We start from the raw sequence: 19190 nt of genomic DNA on the forward strand, positions 1-19190 counted from the left end.
GCAACGTTCCGGTGCGGCGAACGTGTTGCTTGCGTCACTCCTACGGTTGGATCACGGTCGGCTCGATCTCATCGCCGAGGAGGGTTCCATGGCCAACGTCGTCCCGGTGGACGCCTACAGCACGGGCGAGTGGTACCCGGGGTACAAGCCCGAGTTCTTCGACATGCCCTGGATCGTCGACCCGGCCGGTCCCTTCAAGCCCGGCGACGAGAACCAGTTCTGGTTCCTCGACTTCCACTGGTCGCGCGGCCTCACCCCCCTCGGGGCCACGCTCTGGAGCGGCGACGGCTACTGCTGGGGCACCCAGCACGCCGCCGAGTCCCTCCCCCTGCCACCCGGTCGCGGCGTCAGCGCCCGGTTCGCCGGCACCCACCTCTACGGCAGCGCCCTCCCCGAGACCGACCCCCGCGAGATCGAGGCGCGCGCCGGGCGCATCGCCACCAACCTCCCCCACTTCCTGCAGAACTACCGCCACATCTGGGAGAGCGGGCGCGACGAGCTCGAGAACACCTGGTCGTACTTCCGCGGCGTGGACTTCGCGAAGGCGCGCGGGGACGAACTCCCCGAGCTGCTGGTCAAGGGCCGCCGGTACCACAAGCGGTCGATGGAGATCCACTTCGGCGTCATGTACCCGATGCTCGCGAACTTCCTGGGGTTCTACGGGGCGTGCGCGGACATGGGCATCGACCCCAACGAGATCGGCAAGTTCCTCCAGGGCGAGGACACCAAGATCATGGAGACCGACCGCCTGCTCTACGGGCTGGCGATGAAGGCCCGGGCGGCGGGCCTCGAGCCGGTGTTCGAGGCGCACTCCGGGTCGCAGCTGCGCGCGGCGCTCGGGCGCCACGGCGGCGCGGCGTCGGTCTGGCTCACCGAGTTCGACGCGTTCCTGCAGACCTACGGCTGGCGCGCCGAGGCGACCTGCGACGTCGGCGTGCCGAGCTGGATCGAGGACAACACGATCCCGTTGGACCTCGTGAAGACGTTCCTCCAGCGCCGCGACGCCCACGACTTCGAGGCGGCCGCCCGCAACGCCATGGCCGAGCGCGAGGAGGCGATCGAGAACGCCCGGGCCGGCCTCACGCGCGAGGAGCAGGCCGTCTTCGACGCCGGGCTCGCCTCCAACCAGGAGGCCAACTTCCCCTGGTGGCAGGACGACCACAACTACTACATCGACCTCAAGGTCATGCTGCCGCTGCGGTGGGGCTGCCAGGAGCTCGCGCAGCGGGTGAAGGCCGACCGCCACGACGACATGCTCTACCTCTTCTGGCCCGAGCTCATGGACGTCGCCACCGGCGAGCAGCCCTACGACGCCGGGCTCCGCTCGCTCGTCGAGGCCCGCCGCCAGTACTTCGACCAGTGGCACGACCGGCGCGGCGAGATGCCGAAGGTGCTCGGCACGATCCCCGAGGCGGTCGAGGACCCGATCCTCATCGAGATCTTCGGGCTCAACCCGCAGTCGATCCGGGCGGTGCAGAACCCCGACGCCGCGCAGCAGACGACGATCTCCGGGGTGGCCGCGGCCAAGGGCGTCGCGCGCGGCACGGCCCGCGTGCTGCAGTCCTCCGACGAGCTCCACCGCCTCGAGCCCGGCTCGATCCTCGTGTGCGAGTCGACGTCCCCGAACTGGACCCCGGCGTTCGGCAAGATCGCCGGGGCGGTCTGCGACGGCGGCGGGATGCTCTCCCACGCCGCCATCGTGGGCCGGGAGTACGGCGTCCCCACGGTCACCGCGACCGGCGTGGCGACGCTCTCGATCAACGACGGTGACGAGATCGAGGTGGACGGCACCGCCGGCACCGTCACCGTCCTGACCCGCGCCGCGGCCGTCCCGGCGGCCGCCGCGGAGGAGGTCACCGCATGACGGTGGTGTCGGACACGACGGAGGCCCCCGTGGACACCGAGCGGCACAGCTGCGAGTCGATCGCCTGGCTCGACGAGGTCGATCCGGCGCAGGCGGTCGCGTGCGGCGGGGCGAAGATGGGGCGGCTCGCCGAGCTGCTGGCCTCTGGGGTCCAGGTCCCCCAGGGGTTCGCGGTGACCGTCGAGGCCTACCGGCGGCACTGTGCCGAGTCCGGGCTCGACGCCCGGATCGACGCCGTGCTCGCCGGGCTCGGACCCGATCCCGACGACGGGGGGGTGGAGGCCGCGTCGGCGGCGATCCGCGAGCTGTTCGTGGACACGCCGGTGTCGGCGGCGCTCACCGGCCGGCTCACCGAGGCCTACGAGGAGCTGTGCCTGCGGTGCGTCGACGTCAACGTGCCGGTGGCCGTCCGCTCCTCCGCCACCGGGGAGGACGCCGCCGACGCCTCGTTCGCCGGCATCTTCGACACCTACCTCGGCGTCTCGGGCATCGAGCGGGTCGTCGACGCGGTGCGGCGGTGCTGGGGCTCCCTGTTCACCGCACGGGCCCTCGCCTACCGGTTGCGCCGCGGCATCAGCCACCACGAGATGCCGATCGCGGTCGGCGTCATCGAGCTCATCCACGCCCGCGCGTCCGGGGTGGCGTTCTCGGTGCACCCCGTCACCGGCAAGCGGGACCGCATCGTCGTCGAGACCAGCTGGGGCTGGGGCGAGGCGATCGTGCAGGGCCTCGTCGACCCGGACCACGTCGAGGTCGGCAAGGCCGACGGGCGGGTGCTGCGCTACGACGTGGCCCACAAGAAGGTGGTGTCGGCGTTCGACTTCGCCTGCGGGGCCGTCACCGAGATCGAGATGCCGGCCAAGCTCGCCGACCGCCGCGTCCTCGACGACGAGCAGATCGGCGCGATCGCCGCGGCGGTCACCGCCATCGAGGAGCACTACGGCCACCCGGTCGACGTGGAGTGGGTCATCAGCCGGCACCGGCGGGCCGGGGACCCGGTGTGCATCGTGCAGACCCGGCCGGTCACCACCGTCGAGCCGGAACCCACGGCCGCGCCCGCGTACGACCCGGTCGCGCTCGCCCAGAAGTACCTGTTCTCCGGCAGGCCGATCCCCGGCCGGTAGTCGGCGGGCCGTCCGTCGCGACCGTGACGGACGGCCCGTCCACGCGTTCCCCGCCGCCCGGGTTCGGGTCGCGGGCGGGGTGGCACCCGGTGACTGTCGGACCCCCGGTGCACGATGGTGGAACCGGTCGCCCCCGTGGGCGTCCGTGTCTACGGCGTGCCGGCGGGGGCGCGCAGGGAACAGCTGGGGGTTGGCGCATGGCACTCGGGCGCGCGGTGCTCGGGCTGATGGTGGCGTTCGCGGTCGCACTGGCCGCGATCACGGTGTGGGGCACGGTGGAACGGGCGTCCGGCTCGACGCCCACCGCCTCCGCCCCGGCGGGGCCGGAGGCGTCGGAGGCGCCGCCCGCACCGCAGGCCCAGGTGACGGTGAAACCGGCGGACGGGGCGACGGGCGTGGCACCGGCCGCCCCCGCCGTCGTGAAGGTGGCGCAGGGGCGGCTGACCGACGTCGCACTCATGGGGCCCGACGGCAAGGGCGTGGCCGGGCAGCCGACGGCCGACGGGTGGACCTCGACGGGGACGCTGGCCTACGGCACCACGTACACGTGGAAGGGGGTCGCGGTCGACGCCGCGGGCACCCCCACCCCGGTCACCGGGTCGTTCACCACGGTCACGCCGCAGCGGAAGATCGCGGCGAACATCAACATCGCGGACAACGACACGGTGGGCGTCGGGGCGCCGATCATCGTGCAGTTCGACGGTGAGGTCACCGATAAGGCGGCGGCGCAGCGGGCGCTGACGGTGCGCACCTCGGTGCCCACCGAGGGCTCCTGGGCCTGGCTGCCCGACACGGAGCAGGGCTCGCGGGCGCACTGGCGGCCGAAGGCGTACTGGACGCCGGGCACCCAGGTCCAGATCGCCGCGAACCTCGTCGGGGTCGACGTGGGCGACGGGACGTGGGGCAGCGCGAACGTCAGCTCGCACTTCACGATCGGCCGCTCGCAGATCGTCAAGGCGGACGTGAACTCGTTCCAGATGGTCGTGGTGCGCGACGGGCAGACGGTGATGACCGTGCCCGCGAGCTACGGACTGGGCTCGGACCCGAACCGCAACACCACCAACGGGATCCACGTGGTCATGAGCAAGCAGCAGACGGTGCTCATGTCGAACCCGGCGTACGGCTACAACAACGTGCCGGAGCACTGGGCGGTCCGGATCTCGAACAACGGCGAGTTCATCCACGCGAACCCGCTCTCCGAAGGGGCGCAGGGCAACGAGAACGTCACCCACGGGTGCGTGAACCTCTCGAATCAGGACGCGGAGAACTACTTCAACACCGCGCTCTTCGGCGACCCGGTGGAGGTCACCGGCAGCCCGGTGCCCATGCCGCGGACCGACATCTACGACTGGTCGCTGTCCTGGCAGGAGTGGCAGTCGCTGTCGGCGTTGCCGACCTAGCCGCCCGCAGCGGGTGCGGGCCGCGCACCCGCTGCCGGTGGTCCGGCACCGTCAGCCGACGGTGACGATCACCTTGCCGGTCGCGTGGCCGCCCTCGACGAGCGCGAGGGCGGCCTCGACCTCCTCGATCGGGCGGACGTCGGTGACGTGCGGGTCGAGCGTGCCGTCGGCGACGAGCCCGACGAGGCGCTCCAGCACGGCGGTGCTGCGGTCGCGGACGATCTGCTGGCCGCCGAGCTCGGTCGAGAGGCCGTAGTCGGCGACCGAGATCAGCTTCGTCGGGTCGGTCAGCAGGGGCGCGACCGTGCGGAGCGCGTCCCCGCCGACCAGGTCGAACACGCCGTCGACGCCGTCGGGCGCGACCTCGCGCAGCCGGTCGACCACGCCGTCGCCGTACGCGACGGGCGTGGCGCCGAACCCGCGGAGCAGGTCGTGCTTGCCCGGGCTCGCCGTCGTCACCACCCGTAGGCCGCGGGCGGCCGCGAGCTGGATCATCGGGATGCCGACGCCCCCGCCGCCGCCGTTGACCAGCAGCGTCGCCCCGGCGGGCAGGTCCAGCTGCTCGAGCGCGTCCCAGGCCGTCCCGGCGGCCACCGGCAGGGCGGCCGCGTCCTCCGGGCTGACGGCCGTCGGCCGGTGGGCGGCGAACCCCGCCGTCACCCGGGCCCGTGGCGCCCAGCCGCCCTGCATGTCCGGGCAGCCGCCGAACACCTCGTCGCCCACGCCGAAGCCGGAGACGTCCGCGCCGACCTCGAGCACGACGCCCGCCACCTCCCGGCCGAGGACGGCGGGCCCGCTGACGCCGTAGGACCCGTCACGGACCTTCCAGTCGCCCGGGTTCACCCCGGCCGCCCGCACCGCGACGAGGAGCTCCCCCGGCCCGGGCTTCGGCTCGTCCACCTCCACCCACGCCTGCTGCTCCGGACCACCGACCGCGACGAACCCGTACCCACGCACGGGGCCGCATCCTGCTCCCGTCGTCGGGCAGGCGCACCATGGACGGTGTGCAGATGCCGATGGGGCCCACGCCGGGCCCGGCGTGGGCCGACGTCCTCACCACGTGGTCGCCCGCCTGGGGTGTGAACGTGGTGCTGCTGGTGCTCGCCGCGCTCTACCTCGCCGCCGCGCGACGGCACGGCGGGTGGCCGCGGCGGCGCACGGCGTCGTTCCTCCTCGCCCTGGTGTCCGGCGCGGTGACCTGGAACTCCGGGATCGCGGTGTTCGGGCACCAGGCCTTCGCGGTGCACATGGTGATGCACCTGGGGCTGATCATGGTCGTGCCGGCGTTCTGGGTGGCGGCGCACCCGCTGGAGCTGCTGCGCTCGGTCCTCCCGGCCCGGGCGGGCGCGCGGTTCGACGCGGCTCTCGACTCGCGGGCGTCGCGGGCCCTGTTCTTCCCCGGCACCGTGCTCGTGTTCTACGCGCTGGTGATCGTGCTGACGCACCTGACGTCGTTCATGGAGGCGATGGCGGCGTCGATGGCCCTGCACCACGCCGAGCAGGTGCTGTACCTGGTGGCGGGCGTGCTGTTCTTCCACGTCGCGATCGGCGTCGACCTGATGCCGAACCGGCCGGCCTACTTCGTGCGCTACGTGCTGATGGCGCTCGCGATGGGGGTCGACACGCTCGTGGGCGTGGTGCTCATGCAGGCCCCCGCGACGATGTTCCCGGCGTACGACCTCGAGGGCGTGCACCTCGGCGGCGCCCTGATGTGGGTCGTCGGGGACGGCCTGATGATGGTGATCATGGTGCTGCTCGGCCGGCTCTGGGTCACGGACGCGACGGCCAAGATCGACTTCGGGCCGTGGCTGGAGTCGGCCCGCCGGGACGCGTTCCGGGAGCAGACCGGGTCCGGTGGCGAGTCCTCCGACGCCGACCTCGACGACGACGACGAGGCGCTCGCCGCGTACAACCGGATGCTCACGCGCCTGAACCGCGGCGAGCACTGAGGGCCGCTCCCCGCCGCCGCGCGCCGTCGCGAGGGTGACGGCAGGCAGGACGCCCGGCTCGCCCGCCTGCCTGGCGTCACCCTCGCGACCGGAGCACGGCCGTGTCCCGCAGCGCGGCACAGCGCGCTTCCGCGCCCGGGGCCGTCGTCCCTACCGTGACCGGGACCACCACTTCCCGGGAGGGCAGCCGTGCTGACCGCCGAGCAGAACGACGAACTCACCGCCGTCGAGGCCGGGACCCGCATGGGCGAGGTGCTCCGGCGCTACTGGTATCCCGTCGCCTTCGCGCGGGAGCTCGCCGAGTTCCCCGTCAAGCGGGTGGAGCTCCTGGGCGAGTTCTTCGCCCTGTGGCGTTCCCCGTCCGGGCGCTACGGGATCATCCCCGAGCCGTGCCCGCACCGGAAGGCGTCGATGGCCTACGGGGTCGTCGAGGAGGACGGGCTGCGCTGCCCGTACCACGGCTGGCGCTTCGACACCGACGGCGTGTGCACCGACCAACCCGCCGAGAAGGACAACACGAACTTCCAGAACCGGGTTCGCGCCACGGCCGGGAAGGTCGAGGAGCTCGGCGGCCTGGTGTGGGCGTACGTCGGCCCGGACCCGGCCCCGCTGCTGCCGCGGTTCGACGTCTACGTGATGGACGGGTTCCGCGACATCGGCTGGGCCGACCTGCCGTGCAACTACGTGCAGATCATGGAGAACGCGGTCGACCCGCACCACGTCGAGTACCTGCACGGCCGGTACTTCGAGTTCATCGGCGCGCACGAGGGCTTCACGGCCCCGGCGTCGTTCGGCAAGCAGCACCAGCGGATCGGGTTCGACGCCTTCGAGTACGGGATCATCAAGCGGCGGATCCTCGCGGGCGCCTCCGAGGAGAACGACGACTGGAAGGTCGGCCACCCGCTGGTCTTCCCGTACAACATGCGGGTGGGTGGCGGCGGCATCCACCAGATGCAGATCCGGGTCCCGATCAACCGGACCACCACCCGGTTCATGCTCTACACGGTGCACGCTCCGGAGGGCTACGAGCCGCTCGAGCAGCCGGCGGTCCCGGACTACGAGATCCCGGTGTTCGACGAGCGCGGGCGCCACGTCGTCAACTACGTCGAGGGCCAGGACATCATGGCCTGGTGCACGCAGGGTCCGATCACGGACCGCACCACCGAGCACCTCGGCCGCTCCGACATCGGGGTCGCGATGCTGCGCAAGATGTTCAAGCAGCAGATGGCGGCGGTGGAGAACGGTGAGGACCCGCTGGGGACGGTCCGCGAGCCGCACGAGCGCATCGACCTGCCGTGCGAGAAGGACAAGTTCCACGCGGGCGGGGCGCAGTTCGCGCTCGACTTCTGCGACATGGGCTCGACGCGGTTCTCGCCGATGCTCGACACCATCCGCAAGGTGCACCTGTCGGCGGCCGACCGGGTCGTGAAGGACAAGGCGGCGGGCCGCCCGTCGTTCACCCCCGAGGGCGGGATCGGCACGGCCACGCTCACGCCGGGCACGAGCGCCCAGGTGGACTCCGAGTGATCGGCGACCGGCGGTTCGCCGCGGACGCCGACGCGCACCGCCGCGACCAGCCGCGGTACTGCCCGGCGTGCGCGACGGCGCTGGACCTCGCGAGCGAGTTCTGGGAGGGCGACGAACGCCGGTTCTACTGCTGGTGCGCGAGCTGTGAGTGGACCGGGGAGGTGACCACCACCGGCGCCACCGCGCTCGGTCACGAACCCGAGCACTGATCGCGCCGCAGGGAGCAGGATGGGGTCGTGAGCGCGTTCGAGTACGGCACCGACGGACCCTCGTTGATCCTCGCCGCCGTGGACGGCTCCACGACCTCGCTGCGCGCGGGGGCCTACGCGGTCGGGCTCGCCCGGCGGCAGCACTCCGAGCTCGTCGTCATCACGGTGACGACGACGCCGGCCCTCTCGTCCCTGTCCGCCGACGCGGTCACGGTGCTCGCGGAGTCCGCGCACCAGCTGGCGAGCGACCTCCACGAGCAGGCCAAGGAGTACCTGCGGCTGCTGGAGATGGAGGCGCGGCTCATGACCGTGCACGGCGACCCCTACCTCGAGATCGTCCGGGCGGCCGACGACCTGCGGGCCGACGCCGTGGTGGTGGGCGCCTCGATGAAGGCCGGGCACCGCTTCGTCGGGTCGCTCGCCGGCCGGTTGATCAAGGCCGGGAAGTGGCCGGTCACGGTCGTGCCCTGAGCTCGACGACGAGGCCCCGGTGGTCGGACACCGGCAGCTCGACCGTCGACCCCTCGGCGTCGAGGCGCGCGGGCTCGCGCACCAGCACGTGGTCGAGCTGCACCCGGGGGTCCTCGGCGGGGAACGTCGGCCCGCGCACCAGCGACCGCCATCCCGGGAGCACGAACGAGGGCACCGGGCCGGGGAGGTTGAGATCCCCCAGCACGACGACGGGGCGCCGCGCGTCGCGCAGGGCCCGCGCCAGACGCAGCAGTTGGGCGACGTTGACGCCGGGCGCGAAGGACAGGTGGGTGGAGACGACGGTCCCCACGAGCCCGTCGCCCGCCAGTTCCGCCGCCACCGCGACCCGCGGCTCGTCGCGGACCAGGGCGGGGCGCCGGGCGTCGATCAGCAGCGGCAGCCGCGCGGGCGAGGTCCCGAGCGGGATGCGCCGCCACCGCGCCACGGGTAGCCGGCTCACGAGGCCGACCCCGTAGGTGGGCGAGGCGTCGGCGTCGGCCACCCCCGCCTCGCGCCACTGCTCGCCCGGGGTCCCGACGAGGGCCGGCACGAACCGGGCGTCGGCGGCCCCGAGCGCGTCCGCCACGAGGGCGGTCTGGTCGAGCCCGCCGCTGCGCTCCTGGCCGCGGTCGACCTCCTGCAGGGCGAGGACGTCCGCGTCGAGCGACTTCACCGCCGCGACCAGCCGGTCGGGGTCGACGACCCCGTCGGCCGGGGAGCGGCCGTGCAGCAGGTTGAACGTCGCCAGGCGCACGGTACGAACCCTCCCCGATCGCGGCGGATCACGCCGTGCGGGTCACCACGTCAGCGGCAGGCTCCGCATGCCGTAGATGAACGTGCCCTCGCGGAAGTCGGCCCGCTCGGCGTCGCTCACCGTGGCGAGCGTCGGGAACCGTCGCAGCAGCGCCGGGAACGCCGTCGCCATCTCCATGCGTGCCAGCGGGGCGCCGAGGCAGTGGTGGACGCCGTGCCCGAACGCGACGTGCGGGGCGGCGGCCCGGCCGATGTCGAGCCGGTCGGGGTCGTCGGCGAGCGCCCGGTCCCGGTCGGCGGCGGCGAGCTGCACCAGCACCATGTCGCCCGCCGCGACCTGCTCGCCGCCGACCTCGGTGTCGGTGACGGCGACCCGCGGGACCGCCGCGTGGACGATCGACAGGAACCGCATCAGCTCCTCCACGGCGGGAGCGACCGCGTCGGGGTCCTGGCGCAGCGTGGCGGCCTGATCGGGGTGGCGCAGCAGCGCGAGCGTGCCCAGGGCGAGCATGTTCGCCGTCGTCTCGTGCCCGGCGATGAGCAGCAGCGACGCGATGCCGATGAGCTCGTCGCGGCTGACGTCGTCGCCGTGCTCGCGGACGAGCATGCCGAGCAGGTCGTCGCCCGGCGCGGCCACCGCCCGGTCGACCAGGCCGCCCATGTACTCCCGCGACTCGAGGGCGACCCGGGCGCGCTCCGCCATCGGCAGCGTGAGGTCGATCTGCCGGGACGCCCGCGTCTGGAAGTCGTCGCGGTCGTCGTAGGGGACGCCGAGCAGCTCGCAGATGACGAGGCTGGGGATCGGCAGCGCGAAGTCGGTGACGAGGTCGGCGGGCGGACCGGCCGCGGCCATGGCGTCCAGGTGCTCGTCGACGATCTCCTGGAGCCGCGGCTGCAGGCGGCGGATGCGCTTCACGGTGAACTCACCGGTCAGCAGGCGGCGCAGCCGGGTGTGGTCCGGCGGGTCGAGCGCGAGCAGCTGGCCCGCACGCATCCGCACCGGGTCGACCCCGGGCATGGGGATGACGGGGACCCGCTCGTTGGAGAACCGGGTGGCGTCGCCCAGCACCGCCCGGGCGTCGTCGTAGCGGGTGACGAGCCAGGCCTCCCGGCCCAGCGAGTCGTGCACCCGCTCCAGACCCGGCCGGTCGCGCAGCGCGCTGATCGCGGCGGGCGGGTCGAACTGGTCCCGTTGGACGTGCAGCGGCAGGTCGCTCGCCTCGACGGACACGGTGGTGGCTCCTCACGACGGGTGCACCATCGACGGTAACACCGGAAACGGGAGCGCGCTCCCGCTTACTCCGTCACGAGACGGACCGTCCGACCACCCACGGTGTCCTCGATCGACGCCGCCCGGCAGAACAGCCGCACCGGGTCCACCGGCCGCTCCCCCGTCCCGACGGCGGGTCCGGCGAGCCCGGCCGGTCGCGGGCCGCGGACCGCGACTGCGAGCGACCGACCGTCGGTCCAGACGTCGATCGTGCACGCCACGCCGCCCGGCCACACCACGCTCCCGACCACCACGGCCGCCTCGTGCACGGCGAGCACCGCACGGTGGACGCCGTCGTCGTCCCGGCCGGTCCGGCGCGCCACCCGCTCGATCTCGGCCCGGAGACCACGCAGGTCCGCGGTACCCCGGACGGCGAGCGCGAGCACGGGGACGTCGCCGGGGCGGGGCAGGGTCACCGCGTCGTCCGCGTCCCGGACCTCGGGGGCGTCGGGACCGCACCGGCTCCCGGCGCGGTCGAGCAGGCGGCGGTGGGTGTTCCGCAGGGTCGCCGTCCGGGCACCGCAGGCGTCGCCGGAGCACGCGCAGACGACGGTCACGGGCAGGTCGGCCGGGAGCCGGTCGATCGACTCCTCCGCCGCGCGCAGCCCGTCGTCCGTGAGGTCGAGCGCGGCGTACTCGGCGAGGACCAGGCCGCCGGGCGGGTCGGCGAGGTCGCGGACGTGCGCGACGAGGCCGGCCGGGGGCGGCGGCCGCAGCGCACCCGCCGTCGTGAAGGTGATCCCGGGGTCGGGGCCGAGGGCCTCCAGGAGGAGCCGCCGGGTCCGCCGCGGCACGATCGCGGACACCCGGCCGCCGGCGGCCAGGGTGGCGCGGACCCGGGGCAGCACCGTCGCGACGAGGTCCTCCGGGGTGTCGTGGAGCAGCCCGAGGTGCTCGAGGCCCCCGGGGACGGTACTCATGGCCCGTCCGGCTCGAAGCGCAGCGTGGGCGGGACGCCGACGGCGGCGACGAGCTCGCGGAGGTGGGGGCTCGCGCCGTGCACGACGACGGTCTGGTGCCGGGCCGCCGCCTGGGTGGCGAGCAGCAGGCTCTGCGCGCTCGCGAGGTCGAAGAACACGACGCGGGACACGTCGACGTGCAGGTCCGGCCCGCCGGGGCCGTCGAACCGTCGGCGCAGGGCGCCATGCAGGGCCGCGCCGAAGGCCGCCGCGACGTGGACGTCGATCTCGCCGGCCAGCTCCCACCGCTCGTGGACCCACCGGGCGCGCCAGTGCCCGTCGACGATCCCGCCGCAGTGCAGCGCCGCGGACTCCCAGCTCGCCGTCCGGTTCTCGAGGGCCGCCGTGAGCTGGCAGCGGGTGATCACCGGCGCACGCCGCCCGAGCTCGTCGTAGGCGCCCTCCTGGGCGGTGTACGCGGCGATCGCGGCGGCGGTCCGCATCGCGCGGCCGGGACTCTCCTGCGACAGGGCGATCCGGGTCCAGCCCTCCGCGAGCCACCGTTCGATCGCGGCGTCCTGCAGCGTCCGGAGCCCCTCGAGGGTGCCCCCGGCGACCCGGAGGACCTCGGTGAAGTCCATGACCTCCAACTGGCCCGCCGCGAGCGCGGCCGCCGCCCGGGTCGGCCCGCCGGGAGCGGTCAGCCACCCGCGTCCGCCGCCGGGCCAGTCGTCGGGCCGGACCGTGTGGAAGACTTTCGTCCCGGCCGCGAGCTGCCGGTCCAGCCACGCGGCGGTGGCGGTGCGCTGCTCGTGGACGGTGGCCGCGACCGCGAGGGTGTGCACGCCCTCGCCGGGTCCGGCCGACCCCGACGACCGCCCGCTCGCCATGGCTGTCCCCTCGTCGAGAGTGACGTTTGTCGACGGGGGGAGACCTTACGCAGCCCCCCTTGCCCCCGACCGAGAGGCCCGGGCCCGACGACCGGCGCTCACTCCCCGCGCGCGTGCGCCCGGAGCCGCTCGGACCAGGATCGGGCCGCGGGGGGCTCGCCCACCTCGGCGAACCACCGGCCGTCGCGCTCGACCACCGGGTACACGCCCAGCCGGTGCTGGTCGGTCGTGCGGCACTCCCCCGTGCCGAGGTCGAAGCGGTACCAGTGCCAGGGGCAGCGCACCTCCCCGTCGCGCACCCGCCCCTCGACCAGCGGGCCGCCCCGGTGCGGGCAGCCGGCGTCGGTCACCCGCACCGACCCGGCGTCGGGAAGGAAGACGGCGAACTCCCGGCCGTCGGGGCTCGTCACCGTCCACGCGGTGCGCCCCGCCGGGTCCCCGAGCGCGACGAGCACGACGGCCCCCCTACCGCTTCCCGGACGCCCGCAGCTGCGCCAGCGACTCCCCGCCGACGAACCAGTGCTCGGGCTCGCACTCGTTGACGACGACGCGGACGTTGCCCGCCGGGGCACCGACCGCCTCGGCCACCGCGGCGGTGACCTTCTCCCCCAGCGCCGCGAGCTGCTCGGGGGTCCGCCCGCGGGCGAGGGTGATCTGGACGAGGGGCACGGTGACTCCTTAGTCGGTGACGGCCATCTCGACGGTGCCGAGCCGGTCGACCGACACCGTCACCACGTCGCCGGGCGCGACCGGCGTCGCCGCCGTCAGTCCCCCGGAGAGCACGACCTCCCCGGCGCGCAGGCCCTCCCCGGACAGCGCGAGCCGGCGCACCAGCCAGGCGACCGCGGCGGCCGGGTGGCCCAGCGAGGCGGCCCCGCTGGCCGTCGCGACGAGCTCGCCGTTCTTCTCGAGCAGCACGCCCACGAGACGGACGTCGATCCCCGCGGGCGGCACCGGGGTGCCGACGACGTAGCGGGCCGCGGAGGTGTTGTCGGCGACGACGTCGGCCATCGTGAAGCGGTAGTCCCGGAACCGGGAGTCGAGCACCTCGATGCCGACCGCGAGCCCCGAGGTGGCCGAGAGGACGTCGACGGCGGTGCAGTGGGCGCCGTGCAGGTCCCGCCCGAGCACGAAGACGATCTCCGGTTCGGCGCGGGGCTGGATCAGCTCGCCGGCATGGAGCGGCTCGCCGAGGTCGAGGGCCGCCGCGGCCGGGAGGAACCCGCACACCGGCGCGGACACCCCGACCTGGGCCTGCTTGGCCCGCGACGTGACACCGAGCTTCCAGCCGGCGAGCGGACCTGCCTGCTCGCGCAGCACGCGCTGGACGGCGTAACCGGCTTCCAGGTCGAGGTCGGGGTGCTCGTCGGTGAGCGGCTCGATCGCCGTCCGCTCGACGACCGCCTTCGAGAGCCGAGCCGCCAGTTCCTCGTGGTTGATGGTCACGCCGGTCCTCCCTGGGTCGAGCTCCGCTCCGCTGCGTCTCCCGTCACCCTGATGCTGATCGGACCGAGCCGGTCGAACTCCGCCCGGTACACCTCACCCGCAGCCATGGGGACCGCCGCGTGCAGCGCGCCGGTCATCACCAGGTGCCCGGGCTCCAGCGCCACCCCGTGCTCGCCGAGCACGTTCGCGAGCCACGCGACGACGGCCAGCGGGTCGCCCAGCGCCGCGGCCCCCGCCCCGGTGTCGAGCAGCTCCCCGTTGCGGGTCAGGGTCATGCCGACCAGCCGCGTGTCCAGCCCCGCCAGGGGCACGAGCCGCGAGGACACGGCCACGGCGCCGTTCGAGGCGAGGTCGGCGACGGTGTCGGCGAGCTTGATGCGCCAGTCGGCGATGCGCGAGTCGACGATCTCCATCGCGGCCGCCGCGCCGGCCACGGCCCGGGCCGCGTCGGTGGGGCCGACGCCCGGCCCCGCCAGCCGCTCCCCCATGACGAACACGATCTCGGCCTCGACCTTGGGCGCGATGAAGTCGGCGAGCGAGAGGGTGTCGCCGTCGCGGTAGACGGTGGACGCGAGCACCGGGCCGTGGTCGGGCGCGTCGACGCCGACCATCCGCTGCATGGCCTTCGAGGTCAGGCCCACCTTGTAGCCGACGATCCGGTCGCCGTCGGCGAGGAGCAGCGGGACGAGCTCACGTTGGATCGCGTAGCCGTCCGCCATCCCCAGCGACGGGTCGTCGTCGGTGAAGGGCGGGATCGGAGTTCGCGTGCGCCGCGCCTCGTACAGCGCGCGGGCCTTGGCCTCCGGGTCAGACACGGGCATGCCGGGACTCCTCCAGCCTTCCTGACGACGGGTCGTGCGGCTTCGGTGGTCGGGTTCCCCCGTCGGCGTGCTCCCCCGGATGGTCTGTCATCTCCGGATTCCATCCGAGCCGCCGCGATACGGCCTCGCCCGCCTCGACCACGCAGCGCACCAGGTGCTCGCGCGGGAGGGCCAGGAAGCGCATGACCGGCGCCCCCACGCTGATGGCCGCCACGACGTCGCCGCCGGGGCCGAACACCGGCGCGGCGAGGGACGCGACGCCGATCTCGCGCTCGTCGACCGCGTCGGCCCAGCCGCGGCGGCGGACCGCGGCGAGCTCGGCGCGGACGGCGTCCGGGGCGACGATGGTGTGCGGTGTCAGGGCGGGGAAGCCACGCGCGATCACGGCCTCCCGGCGCTCGGCGGGCATCGCGGCGAGCAGCACCTTCCCCGAGCTCGTGCAGTGCAGCGGGACGCGGCGCCCGGTCTCGTGGAACAGCCGCAGCGAGTGCGAGCTCTCCAGCCGGTCGACGTAGACCACCTCGTCGCCGTCGAGGACGCCGACCTGCGAGGACTCGCCCGTCTGCTCCCGCAGCTCGACGAGCACCGGACCGGCGGCGCCGTGCAGGTCCATGTGCGCGCGCACGGCCTCGCCGAGCTCGAACACCACCATGCCGAGCCGGTAGCCGCCGTTCTCGGCCCGGGTCACCAGCCCCTCGGCGGCCAACGTGGTGAGCAGGCGGTGCACCGCCGACTTGCCGAGGCCCAGTCGGCGGGCGAGCTCGGAGACCCCGAGCGTCTCCTCGCGGGACAGGAAGGCCTTGAGCAGGCGGGCGGCGTTGGTGACCGACTGGAGCGTGGCGTCCACTCAGACCGCCCCGGCGGTACCGGCCGGGGTGCCCCCGAGCGCGGTGACGAGGACCCGGCGGACCGCGTCGGGGTCGGGCGCGGCACCGGGTCGCAGCGCGGCGTCGACGGCGTCGGACACCGGGGCGTTGTGCGGCGCGATCGCCCGGGCGAGCAGGACCTGCGCCCGGGCGAGACCCGCCGTCGCCGCACCCTGCATCTCGTCGACGAGGGCCTCGCGGCCGCGGGCCCGGGAGCGCAGGGCGTCGAAGTCCCGGGCGGCCGCGGAGTGGCCGGCGGCCAGCCCCGAGCCGACGTGCCCGGCGTGGTGGGGCGAGAGCCCGGAGCCGGGCTGCGTCACGAGGTGGTAGAGGACGGTGGAGATGCCCAGCGTGCCCCGCACCTCGTCGGGACGGGGTCCCCCGCCCTCGTCGATCAGGCCGAGCGCGGGCAGCACCACGGGGTCGTAGAACCGGACCGTCCAGTCCAGGCCGTCGAGCGACCCGGGGAGCTCGACCTCCTCGCCGCGCAGCGGTCCGAGCGGCTCGGTGGTGGCGAGGACGTGCAGGTGGCGGGCCCCGGCGGCGACCACCGTGAAGCGCCCGGCCGCGAGCAGCGGCATCCGCCCGCGCACCGCCGGCGGGAACGTCTCCGCCTGCTGGGCGTAGGCGGCGTGGATGCCCTCGACGTAGCCCGCGACGGCACGGCGCATCGCCATCGGGTCGGCCACGTCGGCTCCCTCCTGCGTTCCGGCGTCCGGAACGCTGCCTCTTCTCCCCGGAACGCTAGGGCGGTTAGCGTCGTGACGTCAAGCACACCGGAGTTTCGACGAGAGGACCCGCAGGTGGGCATCCTTCGCCTCGCGCACGTCGACGTACGGACCCCCGACCTGGACCTGTCGACCGCCTACTACACCGAGGTCATGGGGCTGCAGCAGGTGCAGCGCACCGAGGACGCCGTGTACCTCAAGTGCTGGGACGAGGAGGACCACCACTCGCTGCGGATGCGCTACCACCCGCGCACCGGGCTGGACTCGTTCACGTTCCGGGTGGAGGCCGAGGACGACCTCGCCGACTTCGAGAACAAGGTCGAGGCCTATGGCTGCCCGACGTCGCGGGTGAGCCGCGGCGAGGCCGTCGGACAGGGCGAGTCGCTGCGCTTCGAGGTGCCGTCCGGCCAGATCATGGAGCTGGTCTGGGACATCGAGAAGACCGGCAACCTGCTCGGCAAGCACAACCCGTCGCCCACCCCGCCGCCCGACCTGCCGGGCATCGCTCCGCCGCGCATGGACCACATGCTGGTCAACGCCGAGGAGGTCGCCGAGTCGGCGCGCTTCTTCATCGACGTGCTCGGGCTGCGGATGACCGAGCAGGTCCTCGACGGCAACGGCCACCAGCTCGGCGTCTGGCTCGCCGGCCGCACGAACTCCCCGCACGACATCGCGATCGTCAACGGCCCGAACGGCGCGCTGCACCACTGGGCCTACTGGCTCGACGACTGGGACCACATCCGCAAGGCGGCCGACACCCTCGCCTTCAACGGCGTGCAGATCGACCAGGGCCCGACGCGGCACGGGGTGACCCGCGGCAACACCATCTACTTCTTCGACCCGCTCGGCATCCGCAACGAGGTCTTCACCGGCGGCTACTGGGTCGACCCCGACACCGAGATCCTCACGTGGACCGAGGACAACTTCGGCAAGGGCCTCTTCTACTACGAGAACGTCGTCAGCCAGCGCTTCCTGCGCATGCACACGTGAGGGGTCCGATGCCGAACAACTCCACGTCCGACCGCATTCTCCGGCTGCAGCACGTCGAGATCCGGGTCCCCGACCTCGAGCTCGCCGCCGCCTACTACACCGAGGTGCTCGGCCTGGTCGAGACCGCGCGCGACGAACGCGACGGCGCCGAACGCGTCTTCCTCAAGTGCTGGGACGAGCGCGAGCACCACTCGGTGATCCTGCGGGCCGCGCCCACCCACGGCCTGGACCACATGTCGTTCAAGCTCCACGCCCCCGAGGACCTCGACCACTTCACGACGAAGCTCGAGGCGGCCGGGATACCCGTCAAGCGGTTCGCCGCCCGCGAGCTCGGTCCGGGCTGGGGCGAGGCCATCCGGTTCGAGGCACCGTCCGGTCACCTCGTCGAGCTGGTCCACGGCACCGAGCGCATCGGGAACATGCTGCCGATGCAGAACCCGCCGCCCCGGCCGCAGGACCTCGTGGGCATCGCCCCGCCCCGGCTCGACCACATCTTCGTCATGGCCGAGGACGTCGAGGCGTTCACCGCCTTCTTCACCGAGCTGCTCGAGTTCCGCCTCACCGAGCAGATCCTCGCGAACGACGGGCACCAGCTCGCCACGTTCCTCGAGCACTCGCACACCCCGCACGACATCGCCGTCATCACCGGCCCGAACGGTGCGCTGCACCACTTCGCGTTCTGGATGGACGACTGGAACGGCATCCGCGACGCCGCCGACACGCTCGCCTACCACGGTGTGCCGATCGACGTGGCCCCCACGCGGCACGGCGTCACCCGCGGCTACACCACGTACTTCTTCGACCCGGCCGGCAACCGGAACGAGCTGTTCACCGGCGGCTACTGGGTCGATCCCGACTTCGAGCCCATCACCTGGACCGAGGAGGAGATGGGCCGCGCGATCTTCTACTACCACCGGCAGGTCAACGAGCGCTTCTTCACGGTGCACTCCTGATGGCGCGCGACCCGCGGTCGGTGGACCGCTACGAGACGCCGGACTACCTCTCGAAGTACCGCTCCCGACGCCAGGCGTCCGACGCTCCCGACGCGGAGGCGCCGACCGAGGACGGCACCCCGCTCTACCTGCGCCGCTTCCGGGAACGGACCACGGCCTCGTCGGGAACCGAGACCAGCGTCTCCTACGACGGCGAGCGCTTCACACCGGCCCTCGCCGAGGCCAGCCGCGGCAAGGAGATCGCCGCGCCGGTGGAGCGCCGGGCGAGCGAGAAGATCGTCTGCGAGATCTCGATCATCCGGCACGGGATCACCCAGGGGTACTCGACCGACGCCGGCCTGACCCCGATGGGTGCGTGGCAGGCGCACCGGCGCGGGCACGAGCTCGCGCGGCGCTGGTCGGACGGGGACAAGGTGCTGCTCGTCTGCGCCGACACCAACCGGGCCCGTCAGACCGCCGACCAGCTCTTCCGCGGCGCCAAGGACGGCCTGTCGATGTGGGGCATCGACGCCGAGATCACCGACAAGGAGCCGATCCCGGAGCTGCGCAACTTCGGGGTGTGGACCCCCGACGGGCTCCGCGACGTCACCTCGGCGTTCCGGCAGTACCAGGCGACGAACGAGACGCTGGAGCGGCTCGCCGTCGGGGACCGGCCGCGGTGGCTCGTCGAGATCGACCGGTTCTACCGGACCCAGCTGGGCGGGGCGGACCCGATCCAGGAGTGGCTGACGATCCCGATGATGTACTTCGAGCCGCCCGCCATGTGCGTGCGGCGGTTCTGGCGGGGCTTCCACCGGCTGATGGTCGAACAGCCCGGTCACCAGCGGATCGTCGCCGCGACCCACTCCGGGCCGATGCGCGCCTTCGCCACCTGGGCCCACGGCTACGACCCCGGCGAACCCCTCAACACCGAGGAGATCCGGGTCAAGATGCGCGAGGGCGGGCGCACCGCGTTCGTCTCCTACCGGAATCGGGTGACCGAGGTGAACGTGCCGCCGCCCGACGAGTTCCCGAACTGGGAGGCGTGACC

The 19190-nt window shown here is 73.5% G+C and carries 21 protein-coding genes; 10 read left to right on the plus strand and 11 right to left on the minus strand.

Going from position 1 to position 19190, the window contains the following annotated elements:
* Positions 1–88: 88 nt before the first annotated feature.
* From A3CO_RS0119160 to A3CO_RS0119170, 3 genes are all read left to right on the plus strand, one after another.
* Positions 89–1864, plus strand: a complete 1776-nt coding sequence (locus tag A3CO_RS0119160; protein WP_018333861.1) for a PEP-utilizing enzyme — start codon at positions 89–91, stop codon at positions 1862–1864.
* Positions 1861–2988, plus strand: coding sequence for a PEP/pyruvate-binding domain-containing protein (locus A3CO_RS0119165; RefSeq protein WP_018333862.1), 1128 nt, complete (start codon positions 1861–1863; stop codon positions 2986–2988). The genes A3CO_RS0119160 and A3CO_RS0119165 overlap by 4 nt, the downstream gene beginning before the upstream one ends.
* 197 nt (positions 2989–3185) lie before the next feature.
* The gene (locus A3CO_RS0119170; RefSeq protein WP_018333863.1) at positions 3186–4388 is read left to right on the plus strand and encodes a L,D-transpeptidase; all 1203 of its coding nucleotides are present in this window, start codon (positions 3186–3188) and stop codon (positions 4386–4388) included.
* Positions 4389–4439: 51 nt separating this feature from the next.
* On the opposite strand, the gene A3CO_RS0119175 is transcribed toward A3CO_RS0119170, so the two are convergent.
* Positions 4440–5345, minus strand: coding sequence for an NADP-dependent oxidoreductase (locus tag A3CO_RS0119175; protein ID WP_018333864.1), 906 nt, complete (start codon positions 5343–5345; stop codon positions 4440–4442).
* 53 nt (positions 5346–5398) lie between these two features.
* On the opposite strand from A3CO_RS0119175, the gene A3CO_RS33180 reads away from it, so the two are divergent.
* The 4 genes from A3CO_RS33180 (at position 5399) to A3CO_RS0119195 (ending at position 8544) form a co-directional block, all read left to right on the plus strand.
* Positions 5399–6337: a cytochrome c oxidase assembly protein gene (locus A3CO_RS33180; protein ID WP_245561552.1), complete on the plus strand. Its 939-nt coding sequence runs from the start codon at positions 5399–5401 to the stop codon at positions 6335–6337.
* Positions 6338–6526: 189 nt separating this feature from the next.
* Positions 6527–7864, plus strand: a complete 1338-nt coding sequence (locus A3CO_RS0119185) for a Rieske 2Fe-2S domain-containing protein (RefSeq protein ID WP_018333866.1) — start codon at positions 6527–6529, stop codon at positions 7862–7864.
* Positions 7861–8073, plus strand: coding sequence for a hypothetical protein (locus tag A3CO_RS0119190; protein WP_018333867.1), 213 nt, complete (start codon positions 7861–7863; stop codon positions 8071–8073). The genes A3CO_RS0119185 and A3CO_RS0119190 overlap by 4 nt, the downstream gene beginning before the upstream one ends.
* A 27-nt stretch (positions 8074–8100) precedes the next feature.
* The gene (locus A3CO_RS0119195; RefSeq protein ID WP_018333868.1) at positions 8101–8544 is read left to right on the plus strand and encodes a universal stress protein; all 444 of its coding nucleotides are present in this window, start codon (positions 8101–8103) and stop codon (positions 8542–8544) included.
* On the opposite strand, the gene A3CO_RS0119200 is transcribed toward A3CO_RS0119195, so the two are convergent.
* The 10 genes from A3CO_RS0119200 to A3CO_RS0119245 all read right to left on the minus strand — a co-directional run bounded on the left by A3CO_RS0119200 (position 8528) and on the right by A3CO_RS0119245 (position 16178).
* On the minus strand, positions 8528–9298 hold the full coding sequence (locus tag A3CO_RS0119200) for an endonuclease/exonuclease/phosphatase family protein (protein ID WP_018333869.1): 771 nt from the start codon (positions 9296–9298) through the stop codon (positions 8528–8530). The genes A3CO_RS0119195 and A3CO_RS0119200 overlap by 17 nt on opposite strands.
* 42 nt (positions 9299–9340) lie before the next feature.
* Positions 9341–10528 (minus strand): cytochrome P450, encoded by a 1188-nt coding sequence (locus A3CO_RS0119205; protein WP_018333870.1) that lies wholly within the window; start codon positions 10526–10528, stop codon positions 9341–9343.
* A 65-nt stretch (positions 10529–10593) separates the two neighbouring features.
* Positions 10594–11487: a P-loop NTPase family protein gene (locus A3CO_RS0119210; RefSeq protein ID WP_018333871.1), complete on the minus strand. Its 894-nt coding sequence runs from the start codon at positions 11485–11487 to the stop codon at positions 10594–10596.
* Positions 11484–12356: an STAS domain-containing protein gene (locus tag A3CO_RS0119215; RefSeq protein WP_018333872.1), complete on the minus strand. Its 873-nt coding sequence runs from the start codon at positions 12354–12356 to the stop codon at positions 11484–11486. The genes A3CO_RS0119210 and A3CO_RS0119215 overlap by 4 nt, the downstream gene beginning before the upstream one ends.
* A gap of 98 nt (positions 12357–12454) precedes the next feature.
* Positions 12455–12811 (minus strand): Rieske (2Fe-2S) protein, encoded by a 357-nt coding sequence (locus tag A3CO_RS33185; RefSeq protein WP_018333873.1) that lies wholly within the window; start codon positions 12809–12811, stop codon positions 12455–12457.
* 10 nt (positions 12812–12821) lie between these two features.
* Positions 12822–13025, minus strand: coding sequence for a 2-hydroxymuconate tautomerase (locus A3CO_RS0119225; protein WP_018333874.1), 204 nt, complete (start codon positions 13023–13025; stop codon positions 12822–12824).
* A 9-nt stretch (positions 13026–13034) separates the two neighbouring features.
* A complete protein-coding gene (locus A3CO_RS0119230) occupies positions 13035–13802 on the minus strand; it encodes a 2-keto-4-pentenoate hydratase (protein ID WP_018333875.1) in 768 nt (255 codons plus the stop codon).
* Positions 13799–14623 carry a 2-keto-4-pentenoate hydratase gene (locus A3CO_RS0119235; protein ID WP_018333876.1) on the minus strand — a complete coding sequence of 275 codons (825 nt, stop codon included), beginning with the start codon at positions 14621–14623 and terminating at the stop codon, positions 13799–13801. Before A3CO_RS0119235 ends, A3CO_RS0119230 begins: the two co-directional genes overlap by 4 nt.
* Positions 14610–15470, minus strand: a complete 861-nt coding sequence (locus A3CO_RS0119240) for an IclR family transcriptional regulator (RefSeq protein ID WP_018333877.1) — start codon at positions 15468–15470, stop codon at positions 14610–14612. The genes A3CO_RS0119235 and A3CO_RS0119240 overlap by 14 nt, the downstream gene beginning before the upstream one ends.
* Positions 15471–16178: a hypothetical protein gene (locus A3CO_RS0119245; protein ID WP_018333878.1), complete on the minus strand. Its 708-nt coding sequence runs from the start codon at positions 16176–16178 to the stop codon at positions 15471–15473. It abuts the gene before it with no gap.
* Positions 16179–16292: 114 nt separating this feature from the next.
* Between A3CO_RS0119245 and A3CO_RS0119250 the strand changes: the two genes are divergently transcribed.
* From A3CO_RS0119250 to A3CO_RS0119260, 3 genes are read left to right on the plus strand one after another with little or no spacing between them, the layout of a single operon-like run.
* Positions 16293–17207 (plus strand): catechol 2,3-dioxygenase, encoded by a 915-nt coding sequence (locus A3CO_RS0119250; protein WP_018333879.1) that lies wholly within the window; start codon positions 16293–16295, stop codon positions 17205–17207.
* Positions 17208–17215: 8 nt separating this feature from the next.
* The gene (locus A3CO_RS0119255; protein WP_018333880.1) at positions 17216–18160 is read left to right on the plus strand and encodes a catechol 2,3-dioxygenase; all 945 of its coding nucleotides are present in this window, start codon (positions 17216–17218) and stop codon (positions 18158–18160) included.
* On the plus strand, positions 18160–19188 hold the full coding sequence (locus tag A3CO_RS0119260; RefSeq protein ID WP_018333881.1) for a histidine phosphatase family protein: 1029 nt from the start codon (positions 18160–18162) through the stop codon (positions 19186–19188). Before A3CO_RS0119255 ends, A3CO_RS0119260 begins: the two co-directional genes overlap by 1 nt.
* Positions 19189–19190 lie beyond the last annotated feature (2 nt).

Source organism: Actinomycetospora chiangmaiensis DSM 45062 (assembly GCF_000379625.1).
In the GTDB taxonomy this organism is placed as follows: Bacteria; Actinomycetota; Actinomycetes; order Mycobacteriales; family Pseudonocardiaceae; genus Actinomycetospora; species Actinomycetospora chiangmaiensis.